The organism is Leptotrichia sp. oral taxon 221 (assembly GCF_018128245.1).
GTDB lineage: Bacteria > Fusobacteriota > Fusobacteriia > Fusobacteriales > Leptotrichiaceae > JABCPH02.
Genome location: NZ_CP072378.1, coordinates 795267 through 819659 on the forward strand (window position 1 = coordinate 795267; position 24393 = coordinate 819659).

The window sequence follows — 24393 nt, forward strand, 5'->3', positions numbered from 1 at the left end:
ATGAGATGGACTTAAAATATTTTTTAAATGAGAGTAATAAATTTGACAAAAAAATGGGGTTAAATTTTAGAGGGTTGTATTTTTGGATAGTTTTTATTGGAATACTGGTAACGGAATTAGTGAGTATTTTTATAACAAAATGGATTTATCGTATTCTTTTTGCAGAAATAATAAAAGAAAGCATAGAAGTGGACATTACAAAATCAGTTGTAGATGTTGCCGTGATTTCTATTGTGTTTTTCCTTGCATCAACAGTATTAGTACGACTTGTTATTCATTTGTTTTATAGATTGAAAATAAGACATGAAATAAACAAATTTGAGGATGAAGAAATAAAGAATACGATACGAGAAGCTAAAGTTAACGAAGAAAAATTAAATCAAATTTTTAAATATCAAATAGGAAAAAATATAGTGGAAAGTGATGAGCCAGTAGATATTTATGATTTGAAAATGATAAGAAAAACATTAAATGAAGAAATAAAATATAAAAGAAAAAGAATGTATTCGAATAAACTTGAAGCTTTTTTCAAAAGTAGCAATATTATTTTGATTTTAATAATTTCACATTTAGTAACTTCAGTAATTGCAGTATTTTTAGAATCAATTGGAATAAAAGATAATATTTCAATACCATTAAGAGGAATAATTTTCTTTATGCTAATAATTATTTATTTTCATTTTGCTTCGTATTATCAATATTCTAAAAATGATGAAAGCAATAGAGATATTAGAATAATTGAAAGTATTGAATATGCAAGTATACAAGTTTATGAAAATAGTTTAGTAAAAGTTTTCTCAGAATTTCTTAAAATGAAAAATGGTGAATTTGAAGTGTTGCCAGTACCTACAGACAAATTAAATTATTTTGAGAATACAAAATATGAGTACAATCCTAAAACACGTGAGCTAAGAATAGTTGTAGATTCAAGCTTTTTCGATGGATATGTAGAAAAACTTTATGGAACAAATTTCAATTTTGAAACATTTGATAAATTTGAAAATTTAGATTATGTTTATAATTCTGGGAAAAAAATGATATTACTTAAATTTAAAAGGGTGTAAATAATATAGAATAAAAAATACTTAGAGAGGTAATCTCTAAGTATTTTTGTTTATTCTAACAGAATATTTATAATATTTTTTCCAGTAAGGACTTTTCAAAGAAGACATAACCACACCTTTAGAAGATGAAGCATTAATAAACAATGAATTTCCAACGTAAACGGTTGTATGATTCGTTCTTCCTCCTGGTTTAAAAAATAAAATATCCCCTGGCTGTAAATTTTTTGTAGCGACTTTTCTTCCTAACTTAACTTGTTGAGTAGAAACTCTAGGTAATTCTTTATGATAAACTTCACGATAAACTCTACGTGTCAATGCAGAACAGTCAATTCCTCTCTTAGAATCACCACCCCAAGCATATTTTGTACCTTTCCAATTATTATAAGATGCCAATAATTTTTTTTGAGCAAAAACTTTCTTTTTTTGAGCAGGAGTTCCTGAATGAAGAACTTTTTCATGATATTTTCTAAGCTCATTCATTTTTTTTGTAACAATTGGAGATCTGTTGTTTTTAGTTGTTGAATACATACCTGAAGAACTTGCTGAAGATATTCTTTTTTTTGTAGAATGTTTTGTTCCTTTATGTGCCAAACTTGTCTTATTTTTTGTAATTTTCTTTGCTTTCGCTTTTGCATGTAAATTTCCTGGAACCATAGCCAGTAACATAAGGACAGATGTAAAAAATCCTTTTTTTCTCATAAATTAAAAAATCCTTTCTTTTTCAGATAAATCAAAAATATCTGATAATTCTTTTATATTTATTTAGTAAATAATTTTATCATTAAAAAGAAAGAAATCTAATATAATTTCATTAAAATTTAGTTAATATTGAGTTATACAAATGAAATGAATACAAAAAAATAATAATTTTAAGAAATGTGATAAAAAAGACTGGACTTAGATAGCTTTTTTTTAGTATAATATAGTTGAAAAACAATATATGCACAAGCTCATATTGTTAAATCATAAATTTATTTTTTTAGGAGGAAAAAATGACAGATATAGAAATAGCTCAAAAGGCGAAAATGGAAAGAATTAATGTTATTGCGGAAAAAATAGGACTTACAGAGGATGATTATGAACAATATGGAAAATATAAGGCAAAAGTTAGCTTGGAAGTACTAGAAAAAAATAAAGATAAAAAAGATGGGAAATTAATCTTAGTGACAGCAATCACTCCAACACCTCCAGGTGAAGGGAAATCAACAGTAACAGTTGGATTAACACAAGCATTTAATAAACTTGGATATAATTCAATAGCGGCGTTAAGAGAACCATCATTAGGACCAGTTTTTGGAATGAAAGGTGGAGCAACTGGAGGGGGAATGTCACAAGTTGTACCAATGGAAGATATAAACTTGCATTTTACTGGTGATTTACATGCGATATCAGCGGCTCATAACTTAGTTTCAGCTTGTATTGATAATCATTTGAATCATGGAAATGAATTGGATATTGATGTGAATAATATTTCTTGGAAACGTGTAGTTGATATGAATGATAGAGCATTGAGAGATATTGTTATTGGAATAGGTGGAAGATTAAATGGAATTCCTAGACAGTCTTCATTCCAAATTACAGTGGCGTCTGAAATTATGGCAATTTTCTGTTTAGCAACTTCAATTTCTGATTTGAAAGAAAGAATTGGAGAAATTGTATTTGGGTACAATAGAAAAGGTGAGGTTTTAAAAGTAAAAGACTTGAAAATAGAAGGTGCAGTTACTGCATTGTTAAAAGATGCAATAAAACCTAATTTAGTTCAAACTTTAGAAAATACACCTGTATTTATTCATGGAGGGCCTTTTGCGAACATTGCTCATGGATGTAACTCAGTGTTAGCAACAAAAATGGCTTTGAAATTATCAGATTATGCAATTACAGAAGCAGGATTTGCAGCAGATTTAGGTGCTGAGAAATTTTTAGATATAAAATCAAGAAAAGCAAATTTAGATCCAAATACAATTGTTATCGTTGCAACTGTTAGAGCTTTGAAACATCACGGTGGAGATAAAGACTTGAAAACTGAAAATATTGAAACATTGAAAAAAGGATTGGTTAACCTTGAAAGACATATTGAAAGTATGCAAAAATATAATGTTCCAGTAGTTGTTGCAATTAATAAATTTATTACTGATACTGATGCTGAAGTTCAAGTGATTAGAGATTATTGCAAAGAATTAGGTGTAGAAGTAGCTTTATGTGAAATCTGGGAAAAAGGTGGAGAAGGTGGAAAAGAATTAGTTGAAAAAGTTTTATCAGCAATTGATGAAAATGAAAAATCTGAAACTAAATTCAAACCATTATACGATTTAGATTTAACTGTTCAAGAAAAAGTAGAAAAAATTGCAAAAGAAATTTACGGAGCTGATGGAGTAAACTTTACAACTAAAGCATTAAATAATATTAAAAAATACGTAGAATTAGGATATGACAAATTGCCAATCTGTGTATCAAAAACACAAAAATCATTATCTGACGACCCTAAATTGTTAGGAAGACCAACAGGATTTAAAATAACAATTAATGAAGTTAGATTATCAGCAGGAGCAGGTTTCTTAGTAGCAATGGCAGGAACAATCATTGATATGCCAGGATTACCTAAAAAACCATCAGCTGAATTAATAGATGTTGATGAACATGGAGTAATTTCTGGGTTATTCTAAAAAATTAAAATTTTGAAATATTAAGGCGGAACAGGATGACTGAAAAAAGTTAGTGCTGTTTCCGTCTTTGTTTTAAGGATGGTGAATTGATTGGGTGTATTTGGAAAAATAGTTGACAAATTTCGAAATAAAAATAATGAAGAGAAAAAATATTTGAAGATTGCTAAGGAGCATATTGATAAAGCAGGGGAAAATTTAACAAAAGAGCAAATTGAAGAGATGATGAAGTTGGGAATGGATACAAGGGAACTTTATCCAGAAGTTTCAAAATTGTATTTTGAGCGAATAGAAGATTATTTTCCTCCTGCTTCAACAATGTTGGCTACTTTTTATATGGATAAAGATGATGAAATGTATGAAAAATATTGTCTAAAGGCTGCAAATCAAGGAGAAAACATAGCAAAGAAAAGTCTTGCTATATTTTATGCAAAAAATAATAATGAAGAGAAAATGCTGGAATGGTACAATAAACTTGATGATAAGGAAGATTATGATGTATTAGCCTACATGTCAAATTATTATATGTTTCAAGATAATTATGATAAAGTGAAAGAAATAAATTTTACAATATTAAAAAATAAGAAAGATGATAAGTATGCTCCTAATTGTTTAGGTGATGCATATTTTGTTGAAGGTGATTTTGAAAATTCTGAAAAATATTATAAAATGGCTTTGGAAAATGGAAGTCCTGATTCAAAGGATAAATTATTCAATCTTTATCAAACAACAGAAAATATAGAAAAATTTAGAGAATTAATTGAAAAAGATGAAGCTAAAAGAGGAGAAGATTTTTTAAGTTTAGGAAATCTTTATTTTAATAAAAAAGATTATAAAATGGCTGAAAAATGGTACTTAGAATCTGAAAAATTAGGATTTTTAGAAGCAAAATATAATTTAGGGTATGTTTATTATGAAATTGGAAATTTTGAAAAAGCTGAGAAGTATTTTCAGGAAGTGATAGAAAAAGTCCCATATCTTAAAGAAAGTGCTATTGAAAAATTAATAAATGTTTATAACAGTCAAGCAAATGTCTATCTAACCAGTGGAGATTTTGATAAAGCTGAAAAATATTTAAAAATATTGGTTGAAAAATATGGGATAAAGGAATGTTATTATAATTTAGCAATATTAAATAAAAAGAAGGGAAATAAGGAAAAATATAAAGAATATATTTTAAAGGGATGCGAGTTTGGAGATAGTAAGTTTATGTATAATTATGCTTTATCAATCTATTCAGAAACAGGTGAATATACAAGAGAAGTTGACACGTGGTTAAAAAAAGCTGCAGAAAAAGATCATGTTGTGGCAATGTACGAGTTAGGGCTTTTTGCATTTGAACAAGGAAGAATGGAAGATTCTAAAAAATGGTATGCGAAAGCAGCTGAGAGAGGACATACAACAGCTATGAATAATCTTGCTAACATCTATAGTAAAGAAGGAAATGAAAAAGAAGCTATAAAATTTTATTTAAAAGCTGCAGAAAAATCAAATCCATTAGCGTTATTTAATGTTGGAAATTACTATGAGGAAAATAAAAATATTAAAGTTGCAAAACAATATTATTCAAAAGTATTGCACGTGCTAAAAGAATATCCAGATATATTAAAAGAATATTCAGCAAGTGATTTGGAAACAGAAACAATGAATAGATTACTGTATTTAGAAAAGAATTTTGATGAAGATGCAGAAACTGAATAAAATAAATAGAAAGGTTGGAAAATGTCAGAAAATTACGATTTTGAAACACTTTTAAGCAGAAAAGGACAAGGTTCATTTAAATGGGAAGCAATGTACAGAGAAATGCCTGATTTATCAGATGATATTGTTCCGTTTTCTGTGGCGGATATGGAGTTAAAGATTGCTCCTGAAATAAGAGAAGGATTGAAAAAATATATTGATGAGGCGATTTTAGGTTATACTGGAGCGACTGACAAATATTATGAAGCGGTTATTTCGTGGATGAAGAGAAGACATAATTTTGAAGTGGAAAAAGATTGGATTGTTTGTACGAGTGGTGTAGTTGCGGCACTTTATACAGGAGTGAAGGCTTATTTACAAGAAGGTGAGGGTGTGATTATTTTTACGCCAGTGTATTATCCTTTTTATAATGCGATTAAATCTTCTAATAGAAAAATTGTCGATTGTGGATTGATTGAAACTGACGGATATTATGAAATTGATTTTGAGAAGTTTGAAGAGTTTGCAAAAGATGAGAATAATAAAATGTTGATTTTGTGTAGTCCGCATAATCCAGTTGGAAGGGTTTGGAAAAGGGAAGAACTTGAAAAGATAGGAAAGATTGCATTGGAGAATAATTTGATAATTATTTCTGATGAGATTCATTGTGATATTTTGATGCCTGGATTTAAGCATACTGTTTTGCAGACTTTATCGGATGAATTGGCAGAGATAACAGTTACTTGTACTGCGCCTACTAAAAGTTTTAATTTGGCTGGAATTGGAGTGTCGAATATTATTATTAAAAATAAGAAATTGAGAAAACAGTTTGAAGCTCAAATGACGAAAGATGGTTCACATGTGTTTGCGGCACTTGGATTTAAGGCTTGTGAGTTGGCGTATAATGAAGCAGAAGAATGGTTTAATCAGTTTTTGAAATTAGTGGATAAAAATCAAAAGTTGGTAAAACAATTTTTTGAAGAAAAGTTTATTGGATTTAAAGCTCCATTAATTGAAGGAACTTATTTACAATGGCTTGATTTTAGGGATTTAGGATTGAAAGATGAAGAGTTAAAGGCATTTATGACAAAAAAGGCAAATGCGTTTTTTAATGAAGGATACATTTTTGGAAAAGCTGGTTCTGGATTTGAGAGAATTAATTTGGCGGTGCCTACGAGATATATTGAGGAAGTTTTAGAGAGAATTTATAATGCGATCAAGGAAGAATATCCTAGATTTTGCAAATAATGAATTTGAAAAAATTAAATAAAAATTGGGAATTTTGAAAAGAAAATTTTAAGGTCGATAAAAAATAAATAATATGATATAATAAGTAATTAAAAAGAGAATGTAGAATTGAGAGAAAGGGATAACGCAAAATATTTAGAACATAAAGTAAAATTGAAAAAAGATTTCATAGTTGATGTCCCTAGAATCAAAATTAAATTAGTTCACAATTTTAAATAAATTGAGGAAATTATGGAGGAAAAATGAAAGAGAGAATTTTAAAAATAAAAGCGGGAATATTTGTTTTGGCTAATTTATTTATCACTTGTGCTGGGATATCGAGTGAAGTTTCAAAAGTAGATGTACCGAAGGATTACTCAGAAAATTTTGAAGTTAAAGGGTATGAAAAAAATGTTTATGAGTATGATTTGAATAATGATGGAGCTAAAGAAAAAATAGTTGTCAATTATAAGTTGAATAATTTAGAAATAGAAGATGTATATTCGATTTATACTCAACAAAATGGAGGATATAAATTAGCATATCAAATAACTTTTGATAAGAAAAATGATGTGTTTGATTTGAAGGAAGTTAAAGATAAAATTGATTTAGTAAAAAAATATTTTAATGAATATTCAAAAGATCTTCAAGCAAATGAAGTAAGGTATGTAAAAATTGTAACAGATAATAGAAATGATGATATAGATTTTAGTAAAATTAAATACAAAAAAAATGGTCCTGATAATTTAGATAATTTTTTATTTATAAAAAAAGGAACTGCAATGAAGGCAGCACCTAATGATAATGCACAAAATTTAGCAAGTTTAGCTTACAAAGAAAAACCAAAAATTTTATTTGAAATTGATAAAAATGGTCAAAAATGGTATTATACAGAGTTAACGAGGGAAAAAACTGAAGTAACAAAAGATGCTAATGGGAAAAAAGTACAAAAAAAGGTTAAAGAACCTACAATTAAAGGATTTATAAAATCTCAAGGTGATAATGTTTCAGAAAGAGGATTTTACTGGGATAGAATGGTTGAAAAAATAGAAACTTTTAATAAATTTATAGAAGAAAGTAAAAATAGTAATCAAGAGTTACATATTATTACAGAATATAAGCCATTAACAAAAGATGTTTATAGTAAAGCTGATAAATTTGGAAACAGAGAAAACCAAAGTGTTAGAGGTTATACTAATCCAGATAAAAAAGGAGATTTTATAAATATTCCAGACCAAACAATTTTTAGAATTTTAGGCGAAGAAAAAGGAATGTTGAAAATAGAAACGCCTTTTTATGGTGGACCTTATTATGTTGAGAAAACTGGAGAAGTGTCTAAAAAAATCGAGATAGATAAAGTTGTAAATAAATTTATAGCAATTGATCCTGACAGTCAAAATGAAGTTCTTTTCCAAAGAAATCCAGAAACCGGGAAATACGAGGTTATGTCATATTCGTTTGTAACGACAGGAAAAGATGATGGTGTCGGTTCTTATGCTACGCCACATGGAGCATTTTTAGTATCGTTCACAAGACCGTATATGCTATTTACAAGACACGCAAGACCAGGAGACAAAGTGTTACCAGGAAGACCTGATTTAGCGATCGGAGGACAAGCAAACTATGCTGTTAGATTTAGTGGAGGAGCTTATCTTCATGGAATACCAGTAAATACTGGAGCTGGAGAAGGAGCTAAGGCATATACAGCTAGTAAAATTGGGACTTACAGAGAATCACATAAATGTGTAAGACATTATGATGACCAAATTGAATATATAGTAAATTGGATAAACGGAAATAGCAAGGAAAAAGAAGGCGACAATACAATACCAGAAGAAAATACGGTTGTAATCGTACTTTAATGAAGTTAAATTTGTTTGAAAAAATTATTTTTTGAATTTCAAAAGTTAAGTGGTATAATTATAATGAAAAGTACAAAATTATAAAATTAGATAAAGTGTCATAAACAAAAATGAGGTGAGAGTTATGAAGTTTGGTAAAATAAAATTTTTCTTAGCTGCTTTGATGTTGGTAACGGTATTTTCAGCAAGTGCAGCGGCTACTAAGACTGAGAATACTAAAACTATTAATACTAAAAAAGTAGAAACAAAAAAAGCAGAAACAACGAAAGTAGAATGGAAGAAATTAGAGATTACGCCAGATTTAAATGGAGATGGGAACAAAGATAAAGTAGAAATTGAATATTTGGAAAATGGTGATAAAGTTCAAATGAGATTTACACCGTATATAAAAAAAGCAAGTTCATTTGAAAAAGGGAAAAGAGTAGAAAAAACAGTTCCAAAAGAAAAATTAGGAGAAGAATTTGATAATATTACAAATGAAATAAAAGCTGTTTATACGAAAAAAGAAGCGCCTAAAAATGAAGTGAAAAAAGACGACAAAAAACCATTGATTCCAGCAACAAAACCAACTGAAACAAAACCAACTGAACCAGAAGTGAAAAAAAATCCTGGAAGCCAAGTAGAAAAAAATCAAGTTCCAGATGATTTGAAAAATGGAAATACAGCGCAAGATAAAGTTATAAAAGATGAAAAAGATTCGACAACAGAAGTGGTTAAATCTGTAAATAATTCAATAAAAGGGCCTTATCCTTATATCAAATATTTTTTGAAAGAAAGACCAAAAAATTTATCATTCAATTATAAATATGATAAAAATTCGCCTAAAGATATGGACGAATTTGTATTTATAAAATCATCAACAGCGAATATTAGAAAAGAACCAAGCAATAATGCTGCGGTATTGAAAACTGCTAGTTATAGCCACAAATATAAAACTGTCGGAAAAGTAAAAGGAAAAGATGGTTCGGGAGAATGGTATGAAGTTTACTTTGATGGGAAATTAGGATATATTTCTGATTCAGCGACTATAAAAAGAGAATTTGATTGGTCAAATATGATGCATAAAATTGAAAAAACTAATAAATTCGTAAAAGATGCGTTGGAGAAAAATCAGAAAATATATGTGTTAGATGATTATACTCCACTTGGAGGAGGAAGCGGTTCTTCAAAAGATAAATACGGAAATAGAGAAAATCAAAGTGAAAGAGGATATTTATCAGCAGATTTTAAAGATTTTATAAATATTCCTGATAGAAGTATTATGTCAATTGTTGAAGAAACTGATAAATACGTTAAAGTTAAAATAGATGCTTATGATGGTAAAGAATATTATTTGAAAAAGGCAACTAGAAAATTATTAAAAGATACAGGGATAACAGGCGAAATTACAAGATTTATTTATATTGATAGATCAAGCCAAGATGAAATGGTTGTAGAAAAAAGTGGAAACGGATGGAACGTTGTAACATCTTCATTTGTGACAACAGGTAAAGATGGCGGAGGTTCTTATGCAACACCATATGGAGTATTCTTGGTGGCATATTCTAAACCAGTTATGCAATACACAGGTTCTGATAACAAAACAATTGTGGGAGATGCTAAAAATGCTGTAAGAATCAGTGGTGGAGGATATATGCATAGTATTCCATCATTATTTGAACCAAAAGCAACAAGAAACGCAAGAAAAGCTGCAACAGCTAAAAAAATAGGAACTTACCCTGAATCACATAAATGTGTAAGACATTATGACGACCAAATTAAATTTATATACGACTGGTTAGGAAATTCAACACCAGGAAATGAAAATGGTTATAGAGTACCTTCAGTTCCAACAGCTGTAATAGTTAAATAATTTTTTAAAAGTTGATTTTTATGTACTTGAAATTTTAAAAAAAAAATTGTATAATAAGAGCCAATAGAAATAACTAAAATAATGATAAGTAAAAATTTTTGATGTTTGGGAAAATCCATCGATAAAAAAAACCTTTTATGAGATATATTATTCTAAAAGTTTTTTTGGGATAATATATTTTTTTATGTAATATTATTTAATATAAATAATACAGTTAAATTGCTTTAAAACTAAACTTAAAAGTTATAGCTACTTAATTAAAATCTAACTTTATACAATTTTGGTAGTTTGATTTTAAATAGGTTCGAGTATAAATAGAAAATAAAGTAAAAAATGATTTCTATAAACATTGAAAATTTTTAAAATCAGAAAATTGAATTTTAGTAACATAAACAAGAAAAGAAAGGAAGTGGAAATTTGAATAATTTTCAATTTGGAGTAAATGAGCTGTTATGGCTTTCGTATTTAATTTTAAATTTTTCGGCAGTAGTACTTGCCTATAGATTTTGGGGAAAAGGAGGACTACTATCGGTTGTACCGTTGTCAATCGTTCTAGCTAACATTCAAGTTGGGAAAATGATGACTTTATTCGGTTTTGATGGAATTACAATGGGAAATATTGCATACGGAGGAATTTATTTGGCATCTGATATTTTGACAGAAAATGAAGGGAAGCATTATTCAAGAAAAGTAGTTTCGCTAGGTTTTGCTGCGATGTTATTTACGACATTTATAATGCAAATTGTGCTAAAAGTAAAAGTTTCGCCTGATGATACAATGCAAGGTGCTTTATCAGCAGTATTTGGATTCATGCCAAGACTTGCGATTTCAAGTGTGTGCGGATTTGCAGTTTCTCAGTCATTTGATATTTGGTCTTATCAATTTATTAGAAAATTTAGACCATCTTATAGAGATATTTGGATTAGAAACAACGCAAGTACAATGATAAGTCAAATTTTAGATAATATTGTATTTTCATTTTTGGCATTTACAGGAGTTTATCCATTTAAAACAGTAATCGGAATCATATTTTCAACATATTTATTAAAAATCGTAATTTCACTGCTTGACACACCTTTTGTGTATATTGCGACTTTATGGAAAAAACAAGGTAAAATAAGTGATTAATATTAGATTTGTTATAAATTATTTTAAAATTAAATAAATAAGATGAAAAAATAAAAAAGGTATAAATTATAACATGGAAAGATATAGTGTAATAAAAGAGAAAAATCCTCGTGAAATCGTATTATTAAAAGGGTTTAGCTGTGCTTATGGGAAGTGCGCTTTTTGTAATTACATTTTGGATAATACGAATGACGAAGAAGAGATGAAAAAAGTAAATTTTGAGGCTTTGAGCAGAGTTACTGGGGAATATGGAGTTCTTGAAGTTATAAACTCTGGGTCGGTGTTTGAGCTAAATGGTGCGACATTGGAGAAAATAAGAGAAGTTTGTAAAGAGAAAAATATAAAAATACTTTATTTTGAAGCATATTTTGGGTACTTAAATAGATTGAATGAAATTAGAGAATATTTTTCTGAACAAGAAGTAAGATTTGCATTCGGATTGGAAACTTTTGACAATAATTATAGGACTAAGATTTTGAAGAAAAATTTTATTTTAAATGAAAGAGTTTTGGAAAAATTAAAAAGCGAATATCAAATGTGCTTATTAATGATTTGTACAAAAGGACAGACGAAAGAACAGATTTTAAGCGATATTGAGCAGGGAATGGAAAATTTCAAGGAGCTAGTTGTAAGTGTATTTGTAAATAATGGTACAGAAATTGAAAGAGATGAAGAGCTTGTAGCTTGGTTTTTGACGGAAATTTATCCAAAATATAAAGATGTTCCGAATATTGAGATTTTAGTTGACAATAAAGATTTTGGAGTATATGTTCAATAAAATTCTTTGATTATCAAATAATTTTTGGTTGACAATTAGTATAACATGTGTTATATTAAACAAATGATAGTATAAGTTGCAATTTTAACATTGATTTTATTTATTATTTTATAATAAATTTGATGATTTTAGAATAAATAATTGTAAAATATTAAAAATAAAAACTTATATTAAAAATGAAAAATTATAGGAAATTAAGGAGAAAAATGAGATTAAAAATAATATTAGCAGCTTTTTTAAGTACTTTGGCATTGAATGCAGTAAGTATGGACTATTTATCAAATAATTCGGCTTCATATTTTCAAAATCCATCGCAAACTGGAAAAATAACTGTAGAAGGAGTATTTTACAATCCAGCAGGAACGGCATTTTTGGAAGATGGAAAATATTTTAATGTAAATATGCAAAATTCTATGATTCAAGAATCAATGACATTGAATGGGAAAAAGATGGCTTCAAATAGATATGCTGGAGCACCGTCGTTTAACTATGTTCAAAAGAAGGGAAGTAATTCTATTTTTGCTAATGCAAGTGTTGTTGCGGGAGGAGCTACTTTGAAATATGATGAAGGAGTGGCTGGAATAAATTTGGCAGCAGAAACATTTGATAATATGACTCGTGGATTATTAGGAGCAAAAGTTACTAGAAATCAATTTAGTGGACAAAATAGATATTATCAATTAATGCTTGGAGGAGCGCATCAATTGACTGATAAATTATCAATCGGTGGAGGACTAAAATATGTTCACGCCATGAGAAAATTAAATGGATACGCTTCTTTCGGATATAATCCATTTGTTGGTGCAAGAGTTAGTTTGAAAGGAAATGAATTGTATTTAGATTCTAGAAGAAGAGCAGATGGTGTTGGAGCGGTATTAGGTTTAGATTATAAAGCGACTGATACATTGAATTTTGCTGTAAAATATGAAACGCCTGTAAAATTGAAATTCAAGACAAAAGCTACAGAAAGTACAGATATGACTTTAGCTGGGAGAAAAATTGGATTATCAGATTTTTATCCTAAATATGCAAATGGTGTAAATTCAAGAAGAGATTTACCAGGAGTATTGTCGTTAGGAGTTTCTAAAGATATTAATGACTGGACTGTTTCAGGAGGATATATTCATTACTTCAATAAAGCAGCAAATATGGATGGAATAGACTATAGAGACGGACATGAAGTGAACTTTGGAGTTGACTACAGATTTTCGCCAAAATGGACTTGGCACGCAGGTTATAATTATGCTCACACAGGTGCTCCAAAACAATCGTACAACGATACTGAATATGCTATAAATGCACAAATTTATACGACAGGATTGACATTTAAGCCGACAGAAAATCATGAATGGAAATTTGGTGTTGGATATGTTAAATATAATTCAGAAAATGGAGAGCCAGAAATAACTCATGGAATAAAATTGGATAAATCGAAAGTTAAATATGATAAAGAAGTTGGAGTATTTTCTTTAGGTTATACTTATAAATTTTAATCATAAATTTGTTTAACATAGAAATAAATAGGAGATGAGAAAACTGATATTTTTAGATAAAGTAGTTGTCTATCTTAAAGAAAATTTAGATAAAACTAGAGAAGAAGTGGAAGAAAATTTAGAAATTATTATAAAAAGAAGTATCGTAGATTACTTGGTAAACAAAAGAAAATTAAATATTGAGGAAATGAGCGATGCAACAGTAACTTTAGTAATAGATTTTGAGAAAGATGAAAATAAATTGAAATTAATTATTGAAGAATATATGTTTGAAATGAATTATAAAAATGAAGTATTATTTAGAATGTTTAGGTTAGGATTGGATAACGAGCACTTTATTCATCAAGATTTGAAAGAATTAGAGAACGAAATAAATGTTTTTGAAAATGGAATTGGAATTCCTTTAAATTAAAGAAAAATTCGTATATTTGACAAGTTGTAAAAATTTATATTTAGTAAAATTTGTTGGTATACGAAATTTTTTTTAGATATCTATATTTATTATAAGATAAAAGACTATAATAAATAATCAATATCAATTGTATTTTTTTAAATTTTGTGATAAACTAAAATAGGACAAGTTTAGATAATTGAAAACTAAGAATTGATAGAATAAAAAAGAGGTGAACAAATGAGAGTTGGAATAATGGGAACAGGTTCTTACGTTCCTGAAAGAATATTGACAAATGATGATTTAGCGAAAATCGTTGATACAAATGATGAATGGATAACAACTAGAACAGGAATACGTGAAAGAAGGATAGCAGCAGACGATGAAGCAACTTCTGATTTAGCATTTAAAGCCGCAGAAAAGGCGATAATTGATGCAGGAATTGATAAAAATGAGATTGAATTAATAATTGTTGCGACAATGACACAGGATCATTTAACGCCTTCGACAGCAGCATTGGTTCAAGATAAATTGGGGATTAAAGCAGCGGCATTTGATGTGAGTGCAGCATGTACAGGATTTATTTATGGTTTTACAACAGGATATAGTTTTATAAAAGCTGGAATTTACAAAAAAGTTCTTGTAATTGGTGCAGAAACAATGTCGAGAGTGATAGACTGGGAAGATAGAGGGACTTGTATTTTGTTTGGAGATGGAGCTGGTGCTGTGGTACTAGGAGAAGTTGAAACAGGAGGATTCTTGGCAAGTCATTTGGCGGCAGATGGTTCAGGAGCTTGTGAATTAATTGTACCAGCAGGTGGTTCTAGAAAAGCTGCAACAGCAGAAACTATTGAAAATAGAGAAGTTTATTTAAAAATGAATGGTAGAGAAATATTTAAATTTGCTGTGAAAGCATTCCCTGAATCAGTAGAAAATGTTTTAACACAACAAAATTTAATAGCTGATGATATTGATATTTTTATACCACATCAAGCAAATGTTAGAATTATTGAGTCTATTGCAAAAAGATTTAAACAACCATTGGATAAGTTTTTTGTTAATTTACATAAATATGGAAATACTTCGGGAGCGTCAATACCAATAGCATTGGATGAAGCTAGTAAAGAAGGAAGATTCAAAAAAGGTGATAAAATCGTAGCTACTGGATTTGGTGGAGGTTTAACATACGGTTCGATTTTATTTGAATGGTCAAAATAAAAAATAAAATAAAAAAAATTATAGAGAGGATGATGTACTGTGAATAAGAAAATATGGTGGGGATTAATTGTTATCTTGGTTGGTCTATTTTATTTGCTACAACAATATATTCCTGAAGCAGCAAGATATATTTTAAATTATCAAGTATTGTTTATTTTGATTGGAATTTTCTTTTCAATTAAAAAGAAAAAATTTGGATGGGCATTGATAGGAATAGGTGTTTATTTATATTTAGATGATTTCTTTAAAGAACAATTTAACTTCATATTACCAATTGGAATTTTAGTATTTGGAGGAGTTATATTAGCATTAGGAATTATTGAAAAAAAGAAAATAACAGAAAAAACAGTGTATAGCTCTAAATCATCAAAAGTAAATGAAATTAAAGATGCTGAAATTGTAGATCAAGATAAAAAATAATTAGTTGGAGGAATTTAAATGTCAAAAATTGCTTTTGTATTTCCTGGACAAGGAACACAATTTGCTGGAATGGGAAAAAAATTATACGAAGAAGTAAATGAAGAAACAAAAAAATCAATAGACGAAATATTTTCTAATTTAGAAAATGAAGAAGTAAAAAGAGTTTTGTTTGAAGGAACTGACGAAGAATTAAAAAATACTAAGTTTGCTCAACCTGCAATTGCTTTGTATTCAGTAATTTTAACAAAATTGTTAAAAGAAAAGGGGATTGAGCCAGAATTTGTAGCGGGACACAGTTTAGGTGAATATAGTTCGTTATATGCAGCAGGAGTTTTAAGTGAAATTGAAACTATGAAACTTATTGCAAAAAGAGGAGATATTATGAGTAATGCTAAAGTAGACGGTTCGATGGCAGCAATTTTAGGATTATCGGCTACTGAAGTGGAAGAAATTTGCTCAAATATTGATGGTGTAATAGAAGCAGTTAATTACAATGAACCTAAACAAACTGTAGTTGCAGGAGAAAGAAGTGTTTTAGAAGCAAATTTAGAAACATTTAAAGAAAAAGGAGCAAGAAGAGCGTTACCTTTAGCTGTTTCAGGGCCTTTCCATTCATCATTGATGAAACCTGTTGCTGAAGTTTTGAAAAAAGAATTCGATAATTATAATTGGAATGATGTGAAAACTCCAATCGTAGCAAATACTACAACTAATTTATTAGTAAAAGCTGATGAAGTAAAAGATGAGTTATATCATCAAACATTCGGTCCTGTAAAATGGGTTGACACAATTAATAAGTTGGCTGAAAATGGAGTAACAAAAATTTATGAAGTTGGTCCAGGAAAGGTGCTAGCTGGATTGATAAAGAAAATTGATAAAAGTATAGAAGTAATCAATATTGAGAATGTTGAAAGTTTAGAAAATATTTAAGTAAGTGGAAGCAGTTCACATAATAATTTTGATAATTAAAATAAAAATTTATTTTAAAAAATAACAGTGGTTATTTAAAAACAGTTGCAATTTTTTAGAAGTTTTGGTATAATAATTTGGAATATGAAAAATGGAGGTGGCATTATAATGCTAGATAAAATTAAATCAATAGTTGCGGACCAATTAGGAGTAGATGAAAGTCAAGTTACTGAAGACGCTTCATTCGTAGATGATTTAGGAGCAGATTCTTTAGATACAGTAGAATTAATTATGGCTTTCGAAGAAGAATTTGATGTAGAAATCCCTGATGAAGATGCACAAAAAATTAAAACAGTTAAAGATGTAATTGACTACATCAACGCTAAACAATAAATATCTGAAAAAAAGGGGAATTGTCCCCTTTTTTTATTGAAAAAATTAAAAAAAACTAGTATAATATAAAAGATGATATAATAATATAAAAATAATTTTAAATAAAAAAATGAGAGGTGTGTAAATGAGAAGAGTAGTTATAACGGGAATAGGATTAGTAACTCCGTTAGGGACAGGAAAAGAAAAAGCGTGGACAAATTTATTAAATGGAGAATGCGGAATTGATACAATTACTCAATTTGATAGTTCGCAACATCCAGTGCATATTGCAGCAGAAGTAAAAGATTTTGTACCTGAAAATTATATTGAAAAAAAAGAAATGAAAAAAATAGCAAGATTTTCACAATTTGCGATTGCAGCAGCAAAAGAAGCATTAGAAGATGCTAAATTGGAAATTAATGATGAAAATGCAGATAGAATAGGAGTAATCATTGGTTCTGGAATCGGTGGATTGGATGTAATTGAGCAAGAAGTGGAAAAACTTGTAACAAGAGGACCAAAAAGAGTATCACCATTTTATATTCCAGCAGCTATTTTGAATATGGCTTCAGGAAATACTTCAATTTATACAGGAGCAAAAGGACCAAATAAAACAGTTGTTACAGCTTGTGCTTCTGGAACGAATTCAATTGGAGATGCATTTCAAACAATTTTGTTAGGAAAAGCTGATGCGATGATAGCAGGAGGAACTGAGGCTACAGTAACTCCATCAGGAATTGCAGGATTTGCTAATTTAAAAGCATTGTCAACAAATCCAGATCCTAAAAAGGCTTCAAGACCGTTTACTGCTGATAGAGATGGTTTTGTGCTAGGAGAAGGTTCAGGAGTATTGATATTAGAAGAATTGGAACATGCTAAAAAACGTGGAGCAAAAATTTATGCAGAAGTTGTAGGATATGGAGAAACAGGAGATGCTTACCATATGACAGCTCCATCTGATGGTGGAGAAGGTGCTGCAAGAGCATTTAGAATGGCATTAGAACAAGGAAACATTAAACCTGAAGAAGTTGGATATATAAATGCACACGGAACATCTACACCTGCAAATGATAAAAATGAAACACAAGCAATAAAATCTGCATTTGGTGAACATGCCTATAAATTAGCAGTAAGTTCGACAAAAGGAGCAACAGGACATTTATTAGGAGGAGCAGGAGGAATTGAAGCAGCATTTTTAGCATTAGCTATTGATGAAGGAGTTTTACCTCCAACTATAAATTATGAAAATCCTGATCCATTATGTGACTTGGATTATGTTCCAAATGAAGCTAGAAAACAAGAAATAGAAGTAGGAATGTCTAGTTCATTAGGATTTGGTGGACACAATGCAGTTTTAGCATTTAGAAAATATAAAGGATAATAAATAAACAAAAGAGAGATTACATAATTTTAAAAATTTGATTTTATTAGTATGGAATATTAGAAGACTTTTAAAAATTAATGATTGATAAATTGATGTTCCTGATTATAAAAAGTTGATTTTATAAGTTTTGTGATTTCTCTTTTTTGTGAATTAAATAAATTGAATAATTGATAGAATGGAGTATGACAGTTCTATTAAATTTAACATAAGATGAATTAAAATAGAGAAAAAAGGAGGGCACTGCTTTTTTTATAGCAGTTAAATATTCAATGTTGAAAAATAAAAGCTCTGAAGAATTAATGGAAAAGATAAATTATCGTTTTAAAAATGAGGGATATTTGAAAGAAGCGTTGACTCATAGATCGTTTTCGAATGAAAATGATAAAACTAAAAAGTTCGATAATGAAAAATTGGAATTTTTAGGGGATGCTGTTTTGAATTTAATTACAACAGAGTATATTTATAATTTAGAAAAAGATAAAAATGAAGGTGAATTGGCAAAATTAAAGAGCCAAATAATAAGTGAGCCAGTATTTTCAGCTATTGCAAATGATTTGAAATTAGGCGATTATTTGTATTTGAGTAATGGAGAAATATTATCTGGTGGTAGAGAAAGAAAGTCTATTTTAGGGGATGCGTTTGAGGCTTTAATGGGGGCAATATTTAAAGATTCTGATTATTACACTACGAAAGATATTGCATTGAAATTTTTGTTGGAGAAGATTAATAATTTGGAGGAAATTGAAGGGACTGGAGATTATAAAACTATTTTACAGGAAGTTTTTCAAAGTAAATATAGAAAAATGCCAGAATATGAATTACTTTCTACAAAAGGCCCAGATCATAACAAAGAATTTAAGATTGCTGTGAAATTAGATAATAAAATATACGGTGTAGGAATTGGGAAAAGTAAAAAAGAAGCTGAAAAAAATGCCGCTAGAGAAGCGTTAGAAAAGATAGAAGAGCTTTAAATGAGGAGAGAGATTAGAAATGAAAAAGACAGCGTTGTATCCGGGAAGTTTTGATCCGATAACAAAAGGACATATTGATATTATAAGACGTTCGGCTGATTTATTTGACAAATTGATAATTGGTATTTTCAAAAATTCTTCAAAGAGCAAGTCTTGGTTTACTGAAGAAGAGAGAGCTGAAATGATAAAAAAAATTTTAGAAAAAGAAAATATAAAAGCAGAAATTAAAATTTTCAATGGATTGTTAGTGGATTTTATGTTTAAAGAAAATGTGGATATTTTAATAAGAGGATTGCGTGCATTGTCAGATTACGAGTATGAATTGCAATTTGCTTTGACGAATAGTGCGTTGGCGAAAAATGATTTTGAAACAGTTTTTTTGACGGCTTCTAGGGAATATTTGTATTTAAGTTCTAGTTTAGTGAAAGAAATAGCGCTGAATGAAGGTGAATTGGGAATTTTTGTTCCAAAACTAGTTGAAGAAGAGTTAAGAAAGAAAGTCAAAGAGATTAAACATAATAGATAGAGCATAAAAAGGTTAAGCAAAAATAAAAGGAGTTAAAGTTGGCAGAGAGAAACACAAAATCAAAATATATATGTTCAGAATGTGGTTATACCTCTCAAAAATGGCTGGGAAAATGTCCAAATTGTGATTCGTGGGGGACTTTTGAAGAGGAAGTTGAAATAAAAAGAAACTTTAAAAATATAGAATCAGAAGAGGTGTCAATTACAAAAATTTCTGAGATAAAAATAGAAAAAGAATTTAGAATGGTTACTCAATATAGTGAATTTGATAGAGTGTTGGGTGGCGGATTGATAAAAGGGGAAGTGGTTCTTATAACAGGAAGTCCTGGAATAGGGAAATCGACATTTTTATTACAGTTGTCACAGGAATATTCAAAAATTGGAACTGTGTTTTATGTATCTGGAGAAGAATCACCCAGACAGATAAAACAAAGGTCTGATAGAATAAATGTAAGAAGTGAGAATTTATATATCTTAAATGAGATAACGATTGAAAAAATTGAATCGGTTATTTTGAAAGAAAGACCGAAAGTCGTTGTAATAGATTCGATACAAACGTTGCAATCAGTGAATAGTAATTCGTTGCCAGGAAGTGTATCACAAATTAGAGAAACGACATTAAAAATAATTGAAATTGCAAAAAGATATGAGATAGCATTTTATATTGTGGGTCATGTTACGAAAGATGGTAAATTGGCTGGGCCTAAATTGTTGGAGCATATGGTTGATGCAGTTTTACAGCTTGAAGGAGAAGAAAATAATTATTTTAGGATTGTTCGATCAATTAAAAATAGATATGGTTCGACGAATGAAATATCAATATTTGATATGAAGGAAAATGGAATAAGTGAAGTGAAAAATCCTTCTGAATTTTTTATTAGTGATAGAGATGAAAAAAATATAGGAAGTATTATAGTTCCCATATTTGAAGGAAGTAGGGTATTTTTATTTGAAGTACAATCTTTATTGAGTACACCTAATTTTGGAATACCGAAAAGGACTGTAGAGGGATATGATAGAAATAGAGTTGAGATATTGAGTGCAGTATTGTCGAGATCTTTAAAAATAGATATAAATTCAAAAGATATTTACATTAACATTCCTGGTGGAATTGAATTAAAAGATAGAAGTTCAGATTTAGCAGTAATATTTTCATTGCTTTCGTCAGTTAATCAAAAACCAATTAGTCAAAAAATAGCGGCAATTGGAGAGTTGGGCTTAAGAGGAGAGGTGCGTAAAGTATCATTTATTAAAAATAGGATAAATGAATTGGAAAAGCTAGGATTTACAGGAGTTTATTTGCCGAGAAGCCATAAAGACGATTTGGATAAAGAAAATATAAAAATAAAGTTAAATTATATTAGTAATATTAGTGAGCTGATTGAGAGGGTGAAGTAGTTTATGAAAAATAAAGAAAGAAAAAAAATACGAGAATATATTTTTTCAGTAATAGCACCTGGCACTCCATTGAGGGAAGCTATAAATAGAATACAAGAAGCAAATCTTGGTGCATTGATTGTGTTGGGAAATTTGGAAACATTAAAAGATGTTAAAGCTGGAGGATTTGAGTTGAATGCTGAATATACGCCACAAGGTGTTTATGAATTAGCTAAAATGGATGGAGGAATAATTGTATCAAAAGATATAAAAACTATTTATGGAGCAAATGTTCAAATACAGCCTGATTATAAAATAAAAACTGATGAGAGTGGAACTAGACATCAAGCTGCTCATAGATTAGCTCAACAAAAGGGCTGTTTAGTAGTTACGGTTTCAGAAAGAAGAAATAAAATAACAGCGTATATTGGAAAAGAAAGATATCCGTTGCATGATATCAGTGATTTGTTGGTAAAAAGCTCTCAAGCTATTACGGCATTGGAAAAATATTCTTTAGCAATAGAAAATAGTTTGGTGGCGTTGTCTATTTTAGAATTTGATAATATGGTTACGTTGTATGATGTTATTGAAATTGTGAGAATGTACGGATTGTTATTTGAAATGTCTGAAGAGTTAATGGGATATATGACTGAGTTAGGAACTGAAGGAAGATTGATAAGAATACAATATCAAGAAATAATGCTTAATAAAGAAGAGAAATTTATATCATTGATAAAAGATTATAAAATTCATAATAAAAGGGCTGAAAGAATAATTGAAGAAATAAAAACTTTAAATAAAGAAGAGTTATTGATAAATGAAAATATTGTGAATATATTAGGATACGAACAAAAAAAGCTGGGACTTGATGATATAATGGAATCAAGAGGATATAATTTATTAAGTAATGTTAACAAAATTACTAAAAAAGATACAGAACTTTTAGTTAAGGAATTTTCAGGAGTTCAATCGATTTTATTAGCAAATGTAGAAGATTTTGCACAAATAAAAGGTATTAGTAAACAAAAATCAAATCATATAGTAAAATCATTGAGAAGATTGAAAAACAGATCTGTTTTTGAAAGAGATTAATTTATTAATTCTTAATTTATTTGACAAAAACAAATGTAATTAACTTGAAAATTAATTAGTTAAGTAGTAAAATATGACAATTGTTTAGACAAGTGTTTATACAAATGAGAAAAAATCATAAAAATTAAGTATAGAAAGTGGGAATATATGAAGAATGAAAAAGTGGTTGTAGGTGGTCAAGCTGTCATAGAAGGAGTTATGATGAGAGGTCCAAAGGCTATTGCAACGGCAGTTAGGAAAAAAGATGGAAGTATTGTGTACAAAAGAAAAAAATTAACTGAAAAAAATAATAAATGGTTGAAAGTTCCGTTCGTTCGTGGAGTTATTGCTCTTTATGATGCGATGGTTGTAGGTACGAAAGAGTTGATTTTTGCATCGAATCAAGCGGGATTTGAAGAAGAGAAATTGAGTGATAAAGAAATTGGATGGACAGTTTTTGTATCAATTGCTTTAGGTATTGGAGTTTTTATGGCGCTACCTTCATTTATTGGTGGTTTATTATTTGAAAATAATAAAGTTATGGCTAATTTGGTGGAAGCGTTGATAAAATTAGTGTTATTTTTAGGATATATTATTGGGATATCATTTTTGAAAGACATTCAAAGAGTGTTTGAATATCACGGAGCAGAACATAAAAGTATTATGAATTATGAGTTGGGTGAAGAATTATCACCTAAAAATGCGAAGAAGTGTACTAGAATACATCCTAGATGTGGGACAAGCTTTTTGTTAATCGTAATGTTGATTAGTATTTTGGTATTTATAATTGTTGATTTGATATTTCCAGTTCCAGAAGGGAAAGAATTTTTACAAAGAGTTGCTTTGTTATTATACAAATTGGTTACTAGAGTAGCGTTTGTACCTGTAATTGCTGGATTAGCATATGAGTTACAAAGATGGACAAGTTATCATTTGAATAATTCTGTCGCAAGAATTATTGCAACACCTGGTATGTGGTTACAAAAAGTTACTACGAGTGAGCCAGATGAAAAACAATTGGAAGTTGCAATCGTTGCTTTGAATGTTGCATTGGGGAAAGAAGTTACGAATGCTACGGAAGTGTTTGAATAAAGTGATATTAAGGTAGATTTATAAAATTTTATTGATAATTAGTATTTGTGAATTTAAAATTATTGATTATCAATTTTATAAATATAAATAAAGTATTAAAATGGAGGTTTTATTATGAAGAAAAGAGAAAGATTATTGTTTGTAGGAATGGTATTTGCTTTAGGATTGCCAATATTTGCAAATAATAAACAAGATTTATTGAAACAAGCGAGAGATGATTATTACAAAGCTCAACAAGAGACTATTAATCAAAATAAAGCAAAAGAAAAATTGGAACAAAAGAAGAAATTAGAAGAAGAAAAGGCTGCCAAAGAGAAAAAAAGATTGGAAGAAAAGAAAAATAAGGAACAAAAATTGGCAGAAGAAAAAGCTGCCAAAGAAAAGAAAAAATTAGAAGAAAAAAATGCGAAAGAACAAAAATTAGCAGATGAGAAAGTTTCTAAAGAACAAAAAAAGGCAGAGGAAAAAGCACAAGTACAAGAGACTAGTCAAGAAGTAGCAACTGAAGAAACTAATGAAGTAACTACTACTGATAAAAAAGAAGATAAAAAAAGTTCTAAAGATTCTAAAAAATCTAAAGAACAAAAATTGAAAAAAGCTCTTGAAAGTGTGAGAGAAGAATATTATAAAACTAGAAAAAAATAATCTATGATTAATTTTATTAATTAGCACAAGGGTACTTTTGATATTAGTTGTTTTTTATAAAAATGATAAGAGTTACTGTTTATAAAATTAGAAACAGTTAATGAATGGAAAAATAACTGAATGATAAAGTATAATTGTGCTTTTTTAGTTATTAATAAAATAATTATAATTTTAATCGTAAAAAATTTAAGATTATTTGAAAAAATGATAGCTTTTTTTAGATTACTTATTGAAAAAAAATATAAATTTATGTATAATATAACATAGACTAAAA

Annotated in this window: 22 protein-coding genes; 21 read left to right on the forward strand and 1 reads right to left on the reverse strand. The window is 28.9% G+C overall.

Annotation, left to right across the window (positions count from 1 at the left end; genetic code table 11):
• The first annotated feature begins 5 nt into the window (after window positions 1–5).
• A complete protein-coding gene (locus J4863_RS03510) occupies window positions 6–1064 on the forward strand; it encodes a hypothetical protein (protein WP_211619081.1) in 1059 nt (352 codons plus the stop codon).
• Window positions 1065–1100: 36 nt separating this feature from the next.
• On the opposite strand, the gene J4863_RS03515 is transcribed toward J4863_RS03510, so the two are convergent.
• On the reverse strand, window positions 1101–1763 hold the full coding sequence (locus J4863_RS03515; protein WP_211619082.1) for a C40 family peptidase: 663 nt from the start codon (window positions 1761–1763) through the stop codon (window positions 1101–1103).
• Window positions 1764–2056: 293 nt separating this feature from the next.
• Between J4863_RS03515 and J4863_RS03520 the strand changes: the two genes are divergently transcribed.
• The 20 genes from J4863_RS03520 (at window position 2057) to J4863_RS03615 (ending at window position 24119) form a co-directional block, all read left to right on the forward strand.
• The gene (locus J4863_RS03520) at window positions 2057–3727 is read left to right on the forward strand and encodes a formate--tetrahydrofolate ligase (RefSeq protein WP_211619083.1); all 1671 of its coding nucleotides are present in this window, start codon (window positions 2057–2059) and stop codon (window positions 3725–3727) included.
• Window positions 3728–3817: 90 nt separating this feature from the next.
• The gene (locus J4863_RS03525; RefSeq protein ID WP_211619084.1) at window positions 3818–5425 is read left to right on the forward strand and encodes a tetratricopeptide repeat protein; all 1608 of its coding nucleotides are present in this window, start codon (window positions 3818–3820) and stop codon (window positions 5423–5425) included.
• A 21-nt stretch (window positions 5426–5446) separates the two neighbouring features.
• Window positions 5447–6652 (forward strand): MalY/PatB family protein, encoded by a 1206-nt coding sequence (locus tag J4863_RS03530; RefSeq protein WP_211619085.1) that lies wholly within the window; start codon window positions 5447–5449, stop codon window positions 6650–6652.
• Window positions 6653–6894: 242 nt separating this feature from the next.
• Window positions 6895–8493, forward strand: coding sequence for a L,D-transpeptidase family protein (locus tag J4863_RS03535; RefSeq protein ID WP_211619086.1), 1599 nt, complete (start codon window positions 6895–6897; stop codon window positions 8491–8493).
• Between the two features lie 124 nt (window positions 8494–8617).
• The gene (locus tag J4863_RS03540; RefSeq protein WP_211619087.1) at window positions 8618–10345 is read left to right on the forward strand and encodes an SH3 domain-containing protein; all 1728 of its coding nucleotides are present in this window, start codon (window positions 8618–8620) and stop codon (window positions 10343–10345) included.
• A gap of 417 nt (window positions 10346–10762) precedes the next feature.
• Window positions 10763–11473 carry a queuosine precursor transporter gene (locus tag J4863_RS03545; RefSeq protein WP_211619088.1) on the forward strand — a complete coding sequence of 237 codons (711 nt, stop codon included), beginning with the start codon at window positions 10763–10765 and terminating at the stop codon, window positions 11471–11473.
• A 73-nt stretch (window positions 11474–11546) separates the two neighbouring features.
• Complete coding sequence (locus tag J4863_RS03550) at window positions 11547–12251, forward strand: radical SAM protein (protein ID WP_211619089.1); 705 nt, start codon at window positions 11547–11549, stop codon at window positions 12249–12251.
• Between the two features lie 206 nt (window positions 12252–12457).
• Window positions 12458–13744 (forward strand): OmpP1/FadL family transporter, encoded by a 1287-nt coding sequence (locus tag J4863_RS03555; protein ID WP_211619090.1) that lies wholly within the window; start codon window positions 12458–12460, stop codon window positions 13742–13744.
• Window positions 13745–13778: 34 nt separating this feature from the next.
• The gene (locus J4863_RS03560) at window positions 13779–14156 is read left to right on the forward strand and encodes a hypothetical protein (RefSeq protein ID WP_249111569.1); all 378 of its coding nucleotides are present in this window, start codon (window positions 13779–13781) and stop codon (window positions 14154–14156) included.
• Between the two features lie 219 nt (window positions 14157–14375).
• Window positions 14376–15353: a beta-ketoacyl-ACP synthase III gene (locus J4863_RS03565; protein ID WP_211619091.1), complete on the forward strand. Its 978-nt coding sequence runs from the start codon at window positions 14376–14378 to the stop codon at window positions 15351–15353.
• A gap of 39 nt (window positions 15354–15392) precedes the next feature.
• Window positions 15393–15773 (forward strand): hypothetical protein, encoded by a 381-nt coding sequence (locus tag J4863_RS03570; RefSeq protein ID WP_211619092.1) that lies wholly within the window; start codon window positions 15393–15395, stop codon window positions 15771–15773.
• Between the two features lie 18 nt (window positions 15774–15791).
• The gene (fabD, locus tag J4863_RS03575) at window positions 15792–16703 is read left to right on the forward strand and encodes an ACP S-malonyltransferase (RefSeq protein WP_211619093.1); all 912 of its coding nucleotides are present in this window, start codon (window positions 15792–15794) and stop codon (window positions 16701–16703) included.
• Between the two features lie 147 nt (window positions 16704–16850).
• On the forward strand, window positions 16851–17075 hold the full coding sequence (gene acpP, locus J4863_RS03580) for an acyl carrier protein (RefSeq protein WP_211619094.1): 225 nt from the start codon (window positions 16851–16853) through the stop codon (window positions 17073–17075).
• Window positions 17076–17199: 124 nt separating this feature from the next.
• A complete protein-coding gene (fabF, locus tag J4863_RS03585) occupies window positions 17200–18435 on the forward strand; it encodes a beta-ketoacyl-ACP synthase II (protein WP_211619095.1) in 1236 nt (411 codons plus the stop codon).
• A 272-nt stretch (window positions 18436–18707) separates the two neighbouring features.
• Window positions 18708–19409, forward strand: coding sequence for a ribonuclease III (gene rnc, locus J4863_RS03590; RefSeq protein ID WP_211619096.1), 702 nt, complete (start codon window positions 18708–18710; stop codon window positions 19407–19409).
• 19 nt (window positions 19410–19428) lie between these two features.
• Window positions 19429–19935 (forward strand): pantetheine-phosphate adenylyltransferase, encoded by a 507-nt coding sequence (gene coaD / locus J4863_RS03595; RefSeq protein WP_211619097.1) that lies wholly within the window; start codon window positions 19429–19431, stop codon window positions 19933–19935.
• A 38-nt stretch (window positions 19936–19973) separates the two neighbouring features.
• Window positions 19974–21332 (forward strand): DNA repair protein RadA, encoded by a 1359-nt coding sequence (gene radA / locus J4863_RS03600; RefSeq protein WP_211619098.1) that lies wholly within the window; start codon window positions 19974–19976, stop codon window positions 21330–21332.
• Window positions 21333–21335: 3 nt separating this feature from the next.
• Window positions 21336–22403, forward strand: a complete 1068-nt coding sequence (disA, locus tag J4863_RS03605; RefSeq protein WP_211619099.1) for a DNA integrity scanning diadenylate cyclase DisA — start codon at window positions 21336–21338, stop codon at window positions 22401–22403.
• Window positions 22404–22550: 147 nt separating this feature from the next.
• Window positions 22551–23474: a DUF1385 domain-containing protein gene (locus J4863_RS03610; RefSeq protein ID WP_211619100.1), complete on the forward strand. Its 924-nt coding sequence runs from the start codon at window positions 22551–22553 to the stop codon at window positions 23472–23474.
• Between the two features lie 114 nt (window positions 23475–23588).
• Window positions 23589–24119 (forward strand): hypothetical protein, encoded by a 531-nt coding sequence (locus tag J4863_RS03615; RefSeq protein WP_211619101.1) that lies wholly within the window; start codon window positions 23589–23591, stop codon window positions 24117–24119.
• Window positions 24120–24393: the final 274 nt, after the last annotated feature.